At 47.1% G+C, this 14,724-nt stretch carries 10 protein-coding genes and 1 tRNA gene; 10 read left to right on the top strand and 1 reads right to left on the bottom strand.

The window, feature by feature from the left end:
• The first annotated feature begins 95 nt into the window (after positions 1 to 95).
• Together V7S65_RS14625 and V7S65_RS14620 are read left to right on the top strand one after the other, a co-directional pair.
• Positions 96 to 296 (top strand): hypothetical protein, encoded by a 201-nt coding sequence (locus V7S65_RS14625; protein ID WP_336386678.1) that lies wholly within the window; start codon positions 96 to 98, stop codon positions 294 to 296.
• A gap of 56 nt (positions 297 to 352) precedes the next feature.
• Positions 353 to 973, top strand: a complete 621-nt coding sequence (locus V7S65_RS14620) for a hypothetical protein (RefSeq protein ID WP_336386679.1) — start codon at positions 353 to 355, stop codon at positions 971 to 973.
• Between the two features lie 154 nt (positions 974 to 1,127).
• Here the strand turns inward: V7S65_RS14620 and V7S65_RS14615 are convergent.
• A tRNA-Gln gene (locus V7S65_RS14615) sits at positions 1,128 to 1,198 on the bottom strand.
• A 167-nt stretch (positions 1,199 to 1,365) separates the two neighbouring features.
• On the opposite strand from V7S65_RS14615, the gene V7S65_RS14610 reads away from it, so the two are divergent.
• The 8 genes from V7S65_RS14610 to V7S65_RS14575 all read left to right on the top strand — a co-directional run bounded on the left by V7S65_RS14610 (position 1,366) and on the right by V7S65_RS14575 (position 14,721).
• The gene (locus V7S65_RS14610) at positions 1,366 to 2,904 is read left to right on the top strand and encodes a hypothetical protein (protein WP_336386680.1); all 1,539 of its coding nucleotides are present in this window, start codon (positions 1,366 to 1,368) and stop codon (positions 2,902 to 2,904) included.
• Positions 2,905 to 2,974: 70 nt separating this feature from the next.
• The gene (locus V7S65_RS14605; RefSeq protein ID WP_336386681.1) at positions 2,975 to 6,019 is read left to right on the top strand and encodes a S41 family peptidase; all 3,045 of its coding nucleotides are present in this window, start codon (positions 2,975 to 2,977) and stop codon (positions 6,017 to 6,019) included.
• Between the two features lie 14 nt (positions 6,020 to 6,033).
• On the top strand, positions 6,034 to 6,585 hold the full coding sequence (locus V7S65_RS14600) for an RNA polymerase sigma factor (RefSeq protein ID WP_111577786.1): 552 nt from the start codon (positions 6,034 to 6,036) through the stop codon (positions 6,583 to 6,585).
• Between the two features lie 91 nt (positions 6,586 to 6,676).
• The gene (locus tag V7S65_RS14595) at positions 6,677 to 7,753 is read left to right on the top strand and encodes a FecR family protein (RefSeq protein WP_336386682.1); all 1,077 of its coding nucleotides are present in this window, start codon (positions 6,677 to 6,679) and stop codon (positions 7,751 to 7,753) included.
• A 115-nt stretch (positions 7,754 to 7,868) separates the two neighbouring features.
• Positions 7,869 to 11,222, top strand: coding sequence for a TonB-dependent receptor (locus tag V7S65_RS14590; protein ID WP_336386683.1), 3,354 nt, complete (start codon positions 7,869 to 7,871; stop codon positions 11,220 to 11,222).
• A gap of 12 nt (positions 11,223 to 11,234) precedes the next feature.
• Entirely contained in the window at positions 11,235 to 12,632 is a 1,398-nt protein-coding gene (locus V7S65_RS14585; protein WP_336386684.1) for a RagB/SusD family nutrient uptake outer membrane protein, read from the top strand.
• Positions 12,632 to 13,666 carry a cyanophycinase gene (locus V7S65_RS14580; RefSeq protein ID WP_336386685.1) on the top strand — a complete coding sequence of 345 codons (1,035 nt, stop codon included), beginning with the start codon at positions 12,632 to 12,634 and terminating at the stop codon, positions 13,664 to 13,666. The genes V7S65_RS14585 and V7S65_RS14580 overlap by 1 nt, the downstream gene beginning before the upstream one ends.
• Before the next feature lie 23 nt (positions 13,667 to 13,689).
• Complete coding sequence (locus V7S65_RS14575) at positions 13,690 to 14,721, top strand: isoaspartyl peptidase/L-asparaginase family protein (RefSeq protein ID WP_336386686.1); 1,032 nt, start codon at positions 13,690 to 13,692, stop codon at positions 14,719 to 14,721.
• The last annotated feature ends 3 nt before the right edge of the window (positions 14,722 to 14,724 follow it).

Below are 14,724 nucleotides of genomic sequence, written 5' to 3'. Positions count from 1 at the left end.
GAGCAGATTATTCTTCTTTTAGTAAATGGGAAATGATTAACAAATAATATTTAGTATTAAATGGGAAAAGCTCAATTTTGGGTATATTTGCATTCATGACTAGTGCTTCTTATCATATTATTCGTAAAGCCTTAATTGATCAAAGGAATCTTGTTGCTCAATCTCAAGAGGAAGCAACAAAATTAATTGATGATTTAGGCATTCGGAGCATTCTGATTACGGATGGAGATGGTAACAAAACAACAAAACCTGCAGCAAAAAAAGCTGCCGCTAAAAAGAAAGCTGCTACCAGGTAAATCTCTTCTATCATAACCATACACCTTTGTTTTCCACACATTAATTTCCCTGCTTAATGGCCACGCCGGAATTATTATATTCTTCTGATCCCGGATTAATTATTGGTTTTCATGGTTGCGATCAAGATATACGGGATCGGGTCGTTATGCACCAGACCATGCTGAAATCAAGCAGGAACAAATGGGATTGGTTGGGTGACGGAATGTATTTCTGGCAAAACAATTATGAGCGGGCATCTCACTTCGCCAAAAGCCCGCCACCGAATGTAAAGATCAAAAAACCAGCTGTTTTAGGAGCAGTATTTAGCCTGGGCAATTGCCTGGACCTATCAGATAAACGGTTTATTGATCTGGTCAAACTTTCATATGACAGTTTGAAACAATCTGCAACCAGTGAAGGTACAAAACTTCCTGTCAACAAAAATCCTATCGGTGACGAAAGTTCAATTGATAAAGTAGTAAGGGCTCTTGATTGTGCTGTTATAAAGAATGTTCACAAAATTACCGCCCAAACAAAGCAACCTCCTTTTGATACAGTAAGAGGTATCTTCATTGAGGGAAGTACCATTTATGACGGTGCAGGGTTCAACGACAAAACACATGTTCAAATATGTATAAGGAATCCCAATTGCATAAAAGGCTTCTTTATTCCTCGTAAACAGGTAAGTTGGTCTTAGACCTTTTATAATATTAAGGTGGATGAAATGGAGACAATGAGCTGAAGAATCCGATAGTGATCTGATATGGAGGCGTCATTTTTATTGGGATGATAGTATCACATGATACTATCATCCCAATAAAAAAAGTCCGCTATCAAAGCGGACTTTCTTGTTGCCTGACCTGGATTCGAACCAAGACAAACAGAGTCAGAGTCTGTCGTACTACCGTTATACTATCAGGCAATAGCAATTCAGGACCGCGAAATTATGACATTTCTGATAATTACCAAATTTTTAATCCCCTTTTCTAAAAAAAAGATCTTTAAAACACTGAAAATCATGCACTGATACCCCAATTCAGTGGCTTCTTTTATACTTGTAGCCATATGTAAAATCCCTCAAAACTGGCTATGTTATTACTATCTCCCCGGTCCTTTGTTACTCCCGCTCCTGGTTTCGGCGCCTTTATATTTGCCAGCCGGCGCAATGGCCTGCTCCTGGCAGCAGCCGTTATTGTGGCGGTGGTCAAGATGGTGGTATTCAAACATTTTTTTCCGTATATAGATTTTACGTCAGATACCGGATCCTATATGGAAACGGCCCTGCAGAACAGGAATTACAACCTCTGGCCCATAGGATATTCTAAATTCCTGTGGCTGTTTCACCAGTTTTCCCGCTCGGAAATAATGCTCACCGTGGTGCAGTTTATATTGCTGGAAGCCAGCGCCTTTTTCTTTTATTTCAGTGTATGCTACATTTTTAATCCGCAGAGCTATTTCAGGTATGGCTTTTATGCATTTCTGCTTATTAATCCATTGTTCCCGTTTCTGAGTAATTATTTTATTTCGGATGCACTGTTTCTCTCGCTCGGACTTACCTGGATTACATTGTTGCTCTGGATCCTGCACAAACCCACCACGCTGTTGCTGGTATTTCACGGGCTGTTGCTGGGCTATGCGTTTACGGTGCGGTATAATGCCATGTTTTACCCGCTGGTGGCGCTGATACCGATTTTATTATCGGCTTACCGGCCGTGGCAGAAAGTGGTGGCTGTTTTATTGCCGGTGATGCTGATCGTTTCGTTTGTGATGTTTACCCGGCAGAAAACCGCGGAGCATTCCGGGGTGAAAATATTTTCTGCTTTCAGTGGCTGGCAGATTATGAATAACGCCATGTATATGATGCAGTATATACCGCTGGATTCTGTGGGCGTACCAAAACAGTTTGCCAAAACGCATAAGGCGGTATATCACTATATGACGGCGGTGAAGAAGTTGCCGAGAAGAATAGTGGTGTCGGACGGATCGTATTTTATGTGGGATATGAACGGGCCGCAGAAGGGATTGCTGAGAGACTATGGACTGGCGCATAAGGACAAAGACGTATATGCCGGCTGGTGTGGCGTAGCGCCTTTATGCAGCGACTATGGGAATTATATGATCCGGAAATATCCCTGGGATTTTACCCGCTATTATTTGCTGGGCAATGCGAAGCTTTATTTATTGCCGGAGCTGGAAGTATTAGGCGGGTATAACCGGCCCATCATCAACCTGGTGAATAAAGAAGTAGCTACTTTTTTTAAAGATGGGGATAAGCCAAAGCCGGAAGGCAAATACAATAACTGGCAAAGTACGCTGATGTCGCTGTTCCCTTCCCTGATAGTGATTTGTCATTTGTTATTTATAGAAGAAACGATCCGCTATCTTATCAAAAAAGGGATCCGGAAAACCAGCCGTAAGTTTAATATCGCCTTGCTGTTGTGCTGGGCTTTCATCGGGCTGAATTTTGCGTTCAGCGTTTTTGCGGCGCCTATTGTGTTGCGGTACCAGGTATTATTAATTGTATTGCTGCTGGGATATACCCTGCTGCTCACAGAAGTAACTGATGCGCCACCGGTGACCCAGGAAGAAGCTGAAGCCGAGGAGGAGCGGGTGATGCTGGGCATTTAGCAGGATGCAGTAACCCCGGAAAATATGAATGATATATTTGTATCTTTATCCGGGTTGTTACAAACTGCGAATGAAAAGACTGATCATTATTTTACTCATCTTGTTTTTTGGGGAATATATTTTTGCCCAAAGTTCGTTCAGCTGGCTGCGCTATCCTTCCCTTTCTCCTGATGGAAAAACAATAGCATTTACTTATAAAAGCGATCTATACACCGTAGCTGCTACGGGTGGTACTGCTGTACAGTTAACGAATAGCAGTGCGGAAGAGTGGATGCCCGTATGGAGCCACAATGGCCGCAGCATTGCCTTTGCATCGGACCGCTATGGTAATGCAGATGTCTTCCTGGTACCTGCCAGCGGGGGAATTGAAAAACAACTCACCTTTCATTCGGCAGATGAGTATCCATATGATTTTAGTGAAGATGATCAGCAGGTGATTTTTGGCGGCGTAAGAATGGATGCGGTGAACAACCGGCAATTCCCTTCAGATGCGCAGTCTGAACTATATCGTGTATCCGTAAACGGTGGGCGGGTAACGCAAGTGCTAACCGTTCCCGCAGAAGATGCAAAGCTCAATGGTCAATACATTATTTATCACGATAAGAAGAACCGGGAGAATCCGTGGCGAAAGCACCAGGTATCTGCTGCAGCAAGGGATATCTGGCTGTATGACATGCAGAAAGATACATATCAACAATTGACAAACTTTCGCGGGGAAGACAGGTCACCGGTGTTTACCAATAATGGAAAGGCCATCTGTTATTTGAGTGAAGAGAGTGGTAGTTTTAATGTACACCGTTTGTGGCTGGATCATCCCGGAACATCAGAACAACTCACAACATTTAAGCATTACCCCGTGCGGTTTCTGAGCGCAGCCGGCAATGGCGTGCTGTGCTTCGGTTTCAACGGAGATATTTATTTGCAGGCGCCGGGCGCAGCACCTGAAAAAGTAAACATACGCCCTCCCAGCCGGACCATGGAAAACACAAAGGTAGTACCCGTGGCGGATCATATTAAATACGGCGTGGTTTCACCTTCCGGTAAGGAGTGCGCGTTTATTTTCCGGGGAGATGTATTTGCCGCCGGCATGGAACAGGGTACCATCCGGCAGTTGACGCATACCCCGGAAGAAGAGGCAGACCTCAGCTTTTCACCGGATGGCACAAAATTGTTGTATGCCAGCGAAAGCAGCCGTGGCTGGCAGCTTTGCGAAATGGATCTGTTGCGTGGAAAAACAACCGTGTTGTTGGCCAACGGCCAGGAAAACTACCAGCCCTTGTATTCTCCCGATGGAAAAGAAATAGCTTATATCGAAAACAGGGTAACGTTAAAAATATATAACATCGCTTCGGGAAAGAGCCGTCGCATTGCGTCGTTGTTCAGCCGTAAGGATCACGATCAGTATTTCCGCTGGAGCCCTGATAGCAAGTATCTCCTGCTTCAATACAACCAGCCGGGCGCCGGCAACCAGGAAGTAGGTCTCGTAGCAGCTGATGGCAGTGGTAGTGTACAAAATATCACGCAAAGCGGCTTTGCCGATGAGGCGCCGCAATGGGCAATGGACGGAAAGATGATGATCTGGAAAAGCGACCGGAACGGACTGCGGGGTTTTTCCACCAGCAGCAGCCGGCAGCAGGACGTATATGCGTTACCGTTTTCCGGCAACAGTTTTAAAGATGCAGAACGGATTACAAAACTAACCCCCTCGGCCGCTATGCTGGCGGATGTATTACTGAGTAAAAACGGGAATAAATTATATTATCTGGTAAAAGCCGGTGCGGCTTATCAATTGTGGATAACAGATGTATCCACCAAAACATCCACGATGCCTTTGTCTGTTAAGGCGGAAGATTGTTCCCTGCAATGGGATACCGCACAACAACAGCTTTTTCTGCTGGCAGACGCCCGTATCCTGCAATTGGATACCACCGGAAAAACGCAGCATAGCATCACCATTAACGGCACTATGAAAATAGATTTGCCCGCAGAAAGGGAGGCGATGTTTTCGCATATCTGGCGACGAACAAAGGAAGCATTTTATACCGCCGGTTATCACGGCGCCGACTGGGAAGCATATGGCCGGAATTATGAAAAGTTCCTGCCGCATATTGCCAACAACTTTGAACTGGCAGAGATGGTAAGTGAAATGCTGGGTGAGCTGAATGTAAGTCACAGTGGTGCTACAGGCAGCAATATTGCAGAAGAAAAAGAAGAAACGGCTTCCCTGGGTATTTGTTACGATGTATCTTACAGGGGCGCCGGTGTAAAAATAAGTGAGGTACTTCCCAATGGTCCGCTGGACCAGGAAGCATTTGGCCTGAAGCCGGGCATGTTTATTACGGCTATAGATGGAGAGGAGATTACAGCAGATAAAGATCTTTCCCAATATCTTAATCACCGGGCAGGTAAAAATATCCGGTTGCGTATTAGTGATGGCGGTCAGCAGCAGGATATAGTGGTGACGCCGGTTACGCCGGAAGCAGAAAGCGACCTGCTGTACAAAAGATGGGTGAAACGCAACAGGGACGAAGTAACACGCCTCAGCAACGGCCAGCTGGGATATGTACATTTATACCGGATGAATGATGCTGCCTATCGCAACGCCTACAGCGAAATAATGGGCAGGTACGCCGGCTGCAAAGGTATTGTGGTGGATACCCGTTTTAACCGGGGAGGCGACCTGGCCTCAGACCTGGGCATGATGCTGAGTGGCACGGAGGTCAGGAAAAATACAACGGACTCCCAGGTAGAAAGCATCGAACCCGGCTTCCGCTGGACGAAGCCATCGGTGGTGATTGCCAACGAAGCCAACTACAGCGATGGCAGCTGTTTTGCGTTCGACTATCAGTATCTCCATATGGGCAAGCTGATAGGCATGCCGGTGCCGGGAAGCTGTACTTTCATGACCGGGGAAACATTATCTGATGGGAATCTCCACTGGAGCGTGCCTTCGCTGGGTGTGAAAAGCAGGGAGGGCTATTACCTGGAAAATCATCAGACGGAGCCGGATATACGTGTGAATAACGCGCCTGAAGAGATAACTAAAGGAAGAGATCAGCAACTGGAAGCAGCCATCAGGGAACTGATGAAGGAAACTGCGATATCAACATTATAACGACCTGCATTTTTATGTCTTATGAAGAAGACAATAATATTCATTGGGAGCGCCTGAGAAACGGCGATAAACAGGCGTTGTTTGCACTGTATAATAATACCTATTCACATTTGCTGCGGTTTGGATTAAAAATTTGCGGCAGCGATGAACTGGTGAAGGACTGTATCACACAATTGTTTTTGCAGCTCTGGACCCGGCACCAAACGCTGCGCCCGGTAACCAATGTGCCGGCCTATTTATTTACCGCCCTGAAACGACAGCTGCTGGATCAATTGGCGTACCAGTCGAAGATCCATGCTGCCATTCACCGGATGACGGATAAAGAAGCAGAGCGGGAATTATCTTATGAAGAAATAATTATCCAGGTACAACAGGATGAAGAATTAAAACAGCGGCTGCAACAGGCCCTGAAAGCGCTAACCCCACGACAGATAGAGCTGATACGGCTTAAATTTTTTGAAGGTCTGTCCTATGAACAGATAGCCGCACAAACTTCGCAAACGGTGAAAACGGCTTACAATACCATTTATGATGCCATCAAAGCACTAAGGAAAATGCTGAAATAAGCAGCATTTTTCTATCTCCCGAAAAAAAATTTATAAAACCCTTAGGAAAAATGGCCGGTTTTGCCGTCTGTATAATCAAAGGCATACCTACATGAATTTCCAGGACTTCGAAGCCGCCGACTTTGCATGTGATGAATCTTTCCAGCGCTATTGCCTGGAAGAGAATGACACTGATGTATTATTTTGGGAGAGTTGGGTGGCCCGCCATCCCGAAAAGAAGGCCGCTGTACAGGAAGCCCGGTATATGATTGAGGTACTGTCCGCCCGGCAGGGTAACCGCCTGGAGCAATTGAAACACCTGCAGGATGGTATTTCACAGTATGAGCTTCTTCATTCAGCCCTGGAAGAGCAGTCCGTCACTCCTTCCGGCAGAAAAATCAATCCGTTATTTAAATATGCCGCTGCACTGGGAGGCGTCCTGCTGCTGGCCGGAGCCATTTACCTGTTCAACCGTACCAATACTGTTGCCGATATCACCTCGCCCGAAACAGGCATGGTGGTTATCAATGCCGGCAATGATCCCCGTAAAACGATCGTGTTGCCGGATGGTTCCTCCATTATTTTACGGCAAAACAGTACCGTGGAACTGGCCGCAGGCTTTAATGAGGCCAACAGGCAGTTAACCCTTACCGGAGAGGCTTTTTTTGATGTAACACAACATGCGCAGTACCCTTTCATTGTACATACTGCCGCTTTTGATATTAAGGTACTGGGTACCGTTTTTAATGTAAGCGCCTATGCCGGTAGCCATCAATCGGAAACCGCTTTGTTTAAAGGCAAGGTAGAGGTTACGCTGGCCAGCAAACCGGAAGAGAAGATCATACTACAACCAAATCAGAAATTCACAACAAATGCAGCCGGGCTGTCAACACCGGCCAATCCTTTTAAAATAGTGCCGCTGGATGCTGATCCGGTAAATCACAAAGCCAGGGAAATAGCCTGGGTAAGAAACCGGCTGGAAATTGAAAACGAGCCATTGGAAGCGATTGCAGGCAAGCTGGAAAAATGGTATGGTATCCGGGTCACCTTTGCAGATGAAGAAGTAAAGCATTACCGGTATTCCGGCACTTTTGAAAGTGAAACGATCCTGAAAGCACTGGATGCCCTGCAGTTATCTTATCCATTCAGCTTTAAAATGGTAAACGGAGAAATTATTATCAGTAAATAAATAATTATACATCAACCAAATAAATATAAGAAAGGGGGAAGTGGTGGAACACTTCCCCCCGGAATTAGGCTAGAAAATGTCCTGAATGATCATTTACTAAACCAACATCAAAGGTATGTTAAAACTTGTATTCCTGGAATGGAAGGGGAAACCTGTTCCCACCGGCAAATTGCTGCTTACTATGAAATTAACGGTTCTTCTTTTTTTGACCTGCCTTCAGGTGCAGGCTATTTGTTTCGCGCAGGAGACGATCACCCTGCAGGTAAAAGAAACAAGTATCAAACAATTGCTGAAAACATTGGAGCATCAAACGGCTTACCGCTTTGTGTTTCATGATAAAACACTGCCTGAAAACAAAAAGGTGACGGTAGCAGCAAAGGAAGCCACATTGGACGCGGTGCTCTCACAGGCATTTGCAGGCACCAACCTGGCCTATTCCCTGAAAGAAGACGGGCTGGTAGTAGTATACGCCGGTACAGAAAGTAAATCTGCCGTAGATATTACTATCAGGGGAACCGTCCGGGGATTGGATAACCTGCCTTTACCCGGTGTTACGGTACGTGCCTCCGGCACCACTGCCGGCACGCTTACCAATGAAGATGGTGCCTATACGCTCATTGCTCCTGATAATGCTGCCACACTCCAGTTTTCACTGGTAGGCTATGTTAGTCAGCAGGTAACTATCGGCAACAGGCGTGAAATTAATGTGGTATTAACCGAAGATATCAAAACGCTGAATGCCGTAACGGTTACCGGGTATACGAATTATGCCAGGGATAAATCTACCGCCGCCGCCGGCGTAGTGGGGGCCGATAAAATTACACAGGTGCCTATGGCCACCTTCGACCAGATCCTGCAGGGACGGGTTCCGGGAATGGTGGTATCTGCGGGTTCCGGTCAGCCGGGTACCAGCGCCACTATTACTGTACGCGGCGTGGGTACCATCAATGGCAGCTCCTCCGTTTTATATGTAATGGATGGCATCCCCATCGAAGCAGGTCAGTTTCAGGGTATCAACCCTTCAGACATCGCTTCTGTTACCGTATTGAAAGACGCTTCCGCCAAAGCATTATACGGATCGCGTGGTTCCAATGGCGTAATTGTGATCACCACCAAAAAAGGACAGGCAGGAAGATTAGCAGTGTCCTATAAATCGCAATATGGTTTTTCCAATATGACCACGCCCAAATTCCAGATGATGAATTCAGCGCAGCACCTGCAGTTTGAAGAGGAAATCGGTCTGGAAACCGGCGCTAACCTGGGACCCGGCTGGGAATTCTCCAGTAAAAATCCTGACTACGCCAATAAAACACCACAGGAAAAACAGGAAGCAGACCATATCATCGATAGCCTGAGAAATGTAAATACCGACTGGAGAAAGATTTTCCTGCAAACAGGTAAATTCCAGGAACAACAGCTGAGCGTGAGCGGTGGTAATGAAAACATACGGTTTTATAGTTCCGTGAATTATTATGATCAGCAGGGTATTGCCAAACGTTCTGAACTGAAACGCTACAGCTTTAAAAATAACCTGGATTTTAACGCCGGTAAGTTAACCGCCAACATCAACGTGGGACTAGCCTATTCTGAGTCTTCCTTCATAGAAAGAGAAGCCTCCAGCAGCGGCAGCAACCCGCTGGCAGCTGTATACTACGCCCTGCCTTATGAATATCCTTATGCACCGGATGGTACACTGGTCACCAATTATAACGATGATGTGTACCCGGTATATGATCTGCGGGAAGGCAGCAATGCACTGGAAGCATTATTAAATACCAGCAGCAAAGACAATCAGCTGAAAAGTATTATCGGTACTTCACTGAATTATATCCTGGCAAAAGGACTGGTAGCGAAAACCAGGCTGGGCATCGACTTCAGGGAAACTACCACCGAGCGTTATGTGAACCCGGATTCCTATTCCGGCTATAAAGTGGATAACGGCGGAAGAGGTAGTTTTGGAGAAGGCGTTACCAGGAATGTTACACTGGTGAGCACTTCCGGGTTAACGTATTCAAAAGTTGCCGGTAAACATGATTTTGAAGTATCCGGTTATTTTGAGTTTACCCGGAATAATTACCGTGCATTTGACTATACCGGTTATGACCTGGACGACAGGTTGCCCGCTACTCCTGCTGCCATTACGCCCGGCTCGCCCTACAACGCTTTGCTGGGAGGCGGCCGCACCAAAAGCGCGCTGGCTTCCTGGATTGGTGTAGGCCGGTATACTTTCAATGAAAAGTATACACTGAATGCCAGTTACCGGTACGACGGCGCTTCTACCGTACCACCGGACAACCGCTGGCATGGCTTCTATTCCCTGGGTGTTGGATGGGAAGTGAAGAAAGAAAATTTCCTGAAAGATGTGAGCTTTGTAGATAACCTGCGCTTCCGCGCGAGCTATGGTACTTCTGCCAATCCATTTTCCAATCTCGGGCCTTTTGCTTATTTCCGTACCTACGGAACCGAGCAGTATGGCGGTAATCCGGCCATTGTGCCTAACCAGCCGGGTAACCCTAACTACGACTGGGAATATGCCAAAGAATTTAACGTTGGCTTTGACCTGGGTGTAATGAATAACCGTATCCGCCTGGTAACGGATGTATATAATAAAGTAACCAATAACCTCTTCATAGAACAGCCTTTATCTATCACTTCCGGGTTTTCCACCATGTTCCTCAATTCCGGCGCTATGCGCAACAGGGGCATAGAAATGGATCTCCAGGGAGATATTGTGAAGAGAAGAGATTTCACCTGGTCGGTAGGGGTGAACTTTGCGTATAATAAAAATGTGATCACCGATCTGGGGGCTTCCGGTGAATTTACGCAGGGCACCACGCAGATTGTAAGAGTAGGCCTGCCTTACGGGTCTCACTATGCACCTAAATGGGCCGGAGTAGATCCGCAAACAGGAGATCCGCTGTACTACGACAGGTCGGGTAATAAAACGAGCGACTACAATGAAACGGCTTTGAGCGTAGCGGAGTTTGGCACTTATATTCCTCCTTTCACCGGTGGGTTTAATACCGGCGTTACCTGGAAAGGATTTTATCTGAACGCACTGTTTACGTTTGCAGATAAAACCATGCGCTATCTCAACGAAGATTACTACAACGAAAATCCAAGTTTTGCCAGCAGTAATCAGTCGGTGCGCATGTTGTATGACCGCTGGAAGAAACCAGGCGATAACGCCATCCTGCCTAAGTTTGACGCCAGCAGGGGATTCTCTTCCAAAGATATCCAGGATGCATCTTACCTGCGTTTAAGGAATGTAAATATCGGCTATAATTTCCCGAAAGAAATTATGACCCACCTGAAATTTGTGCAGGGCATCCAGATTTTTGCGCAGGCGCAGAACCTGTATACCTGGACCAAATGGAAAAGTTTTGATCCGGAAAATAACTATGGTGAGGGCAGGTTTGATTACCCCAGCGCACGAACCTACACTTTTGGCCTGAACGTTAATTTTTAAATCATTGAGCTCATGACAATCCGTTATATCAAATATACTTTTACACTCCTGTTGTTGTTGTGTATACTTGCCTGTAATAAGCAACTGGACCTTTCGCCTACCGACAGTATCATAGATCCGGGAAGAACTTTCCGGACGGTGAATGATCTGAATGGCGGCCTGCTCGGCGCCTATTCTGGTCTTACCTACAACACCATCTACAGTGTATCCCTGATGACCGATGAGTGTACCCTTCCCAGTGAAAACGGTACGGGTGGTGGCGTTGCCACTTACCGTTGGCGGGTAGATCCCAGCAATACCACCGTTACCGCTTCTTTCGGGGAATATTATATTGCCATTGACCGCGCCAACCGGGTATTGGGCGCTATGGGTAATGTTCCTGCCAAAGGTGATGAGATAGGTTTGAAAGATCAGTACCGCGGAGAGGCATTAGCTATTCGTGCTTATTGTCATTTCCAGTTATTGCAGAGTTATGCAGAAGCATATGAACCGGCCGCTATGGGGGTGCCTTATATGGATACTTCCGTTAACAGTTTTCCTGCACGGAATACTTTTGGAGAAGTAATAGCCGGTATAGAAAGAGATTTGCAACTGGCTAAAACACTGATCCCTGCTGAGGCAGATGATAACACGAGGATCACGCTTCCTGCTGTTTCTGCTATCCAGGCGAGAGTGGCTTTATACGCCAAAAAATGGAGCGATGCAGTAACTTATGCCACAGAAGCCATTGATGCGCTACCGCTGGCATCAGCCAGCGATTTTCCCGGCATCTGGAAAGACACGAAGGAGGCTGAAGTGATCTGGAAACTGAAACAGGTGGCAGGCAGTAATGATGACCTGATTGGCAGCGCTTATTTCAACAGGGACGTAGCGTTATATGTACCTTCCTTTGAACTGATTAACCTGTTTGATAAGAATAACGACGTGCGTTATCCTGCTTACATACAGTTTGACGATACCCGCGGCGCCGGTAACTCCGAGTACCTGGTGAATAAATACTTTGGTTCTTCCGGCAGCCTGGGCCTGGCGGATATTAAGCTTTTAAGAACAGGAGAAATGTACCTGATCCGTGCGGAGGCACTGGCAGAAAGTAACCGGGTGGGAGATGGCGCTGCTGATCTGAACAGCCTGCGTGCCGCGCGCATCAATGGTTACACGCCGCAGTCATTCAACAATAAAGATGCGTTGATCACCGCTTTGTATACCGAACGTTTCAAGGAGCTGGCCTTTGAAGGGCATCGTCTCTTCGATCTGAGAAGAAGGGGGCTGAATGTAACCCGCAACCCGGAAGATGCTATCAACGCATTGGGCGCTGTATTGCTGAAACCCGGCCAGAAGGGATATGTATTCCCTATTCCTGATGCGGAAACCAAAGCCAACAAAAACATGAAACAAAATCCCGGCTACTGATGAAAAGGATAATGATTGTACTAACGGTAACGGCTATGTGTTTAAATGCCTGTTACATGCGTGTTCCAAAACAACCGGCTGTTGCCGGTCGCCCGGCCTCGATAGGCATTATTGGCGATACCGCAGACGTGACCACACCGGTAAAAGGCGGCGTGGCATTGATTGGTGGCGGGGACAACGTAGACGGCGCTTTTCAGTGGATGATTGAACGCAGCGGCGGCGGCGATGTGGTAGTACTTACAGCCTCCGGCAACGGAGGTTATAACAGTGACATAGATTCCCTCAGAAAAGTAAATTCCGTGGAAACGCTGAATATCACCAGCCGCGAACTGGCTAACAACGATACGGTAGCCAATATTATCCGCAACGCGGAGATGTTGTTTATTGCCGGTGGGGATCAGTCGCGCTACATGAACCAGTGGCGAGGCACCAAAGTAAACGACGCGATTAATTATTTACTGCAGGAAAAGAAAGTGCCGGTAGGCGGCACCAGCGCGGGCTGTGCCATCCTGAGCGGATTTTATTACAGCGGCGAAGGCGGCAGTGCAGTGTCTGATTCTGTGTTGGCCAATCCGTATGATTCGCTCGTAAAAGTGTACAACAACGATTTCCTTCATGCACCTTATCTTCGTGACGTGATCAGCGATCAGCATTACCTGAAGCGTGGCCGGGAAGGCAGGCATGTTACCTTTATGAGCCGCATCATCAAAGACCAGGGCATCTTCCCCCGCGGTATTGCACCCGACGAAAAAACGGCGGTGTGTATTGACGAAGCAGGGATGGCAAAAGTTTTTGGCGTGAGTAAGGCATATTTTATCCTGACTGACAGTCTTAAAAAGCCGGAACTTTGTGACCCGGGACAACCCTTGCAATGGAACCACAACGGGCAGGCATTGAAAGTATATGAGATTCCTGCCAGCGCCTCCGGCAACGGCAGTTTCCGGGTAACTGATTTTGATGCGGCAACAGCCAGTGGCGGCGCCTGGTACTGGTGGTGGGTGGAAAACGGCCAGTTAAAGAAGAAGGCAATCTGATTATTCTCTTAATAAAATTTGATATGAAAGGCAGGTTTGGCATTTTATTTTTTCTGACAGCACTTTTTGTTTTACCTGTAATGGCGCAGCAAAAGGCATCGTCCTACGTACTGGTGATTCATGGCGGTGCGGGTACCATTCTTAAAAAGAATATGACCCCGGAGAAAGAAGCGGCTTACAAAACATCTTTACAGAAAGCACTGGAAACAGGTTACAAGATCCTGCAATCCGGCGGAAGCAGTTTGGATGCGGTGGAAGCCACTGTGAGGGTACTGGAAGACGATTCCCTTTTTAATGCAGGCAAAGGTGCGGTGTTTACCCATGAAGGACGCAACGAACTGGATGCCGCTATTATGAATGGTAAAACCAGGGCAGCAGGCGCCGTAGCCGGTGTAACCACCGTGCGTAACCCGGTGAGCGCCGCAAGGGCTGTGATGGAAAAGTCGGAGCATGTGATGATGGTAGGTCCTGGTGCGGAAAAGTTTGCAAAGGAAGCCGGACTGGAAATAGTCGACCCTTCTTATTTCAGAACAGAATCGCGCTGGAGGGACCTGCAAAGGGCTATCAGGGAAGATTCTGTTGCAGCGGCTAAATCCAACGCCTATACGAACCCGGAAAAACTGGGCATCAAAAACAGGGATTATAAATTTGGTACCGTGGGCGCCGTGGCGCTGGATCAGCAGGGCAACCTGGCGGCGGCTACTTCTACCGGCGGTATGACCAACAAAAAATATGGCCGCATTGGCGATTCCCCGATCATTGGCGCAGGTACTTATGCGAACAATGAAACAGCGGCTATTTCCTGTACCGGCTGGGGTGAGTTTTATATCCGTAATGTGGTGGCTTATGATTTGTCGGCCCTCATGGCGTATAAAGGACTTTCCGTGCAGCAGGCGGGGAACACGGTGATCAAAAAAGTAGGTGATATGGGCGGCGATGGCGGTTTGATTGCCCTGGACAAAAAAGGGAACATGACCATGTCGTTCAATACAGAAGGCATGTACCGGGGCGCCGTTACCAAAGACGGGAAAATTGAAATTGCGATCTATAAGTAAGTG

It is taken from the genome of Chitinophaga sp. CCNWYY40 (genome assembly GCF_037483205.1).
In the GTDB taxonomy this organism is placed as follows: Bacteria; Bacteroidota; Bacteroidia; order Chitinophagales; family Chitinophagaceae; genus Chitinophaga; species Chitinophaga ginsengisegetis.
Note: the sequence above shows the minus strand (reverse complement) of the source record. Positions and strands in the feature narration are given on the sequence as shown.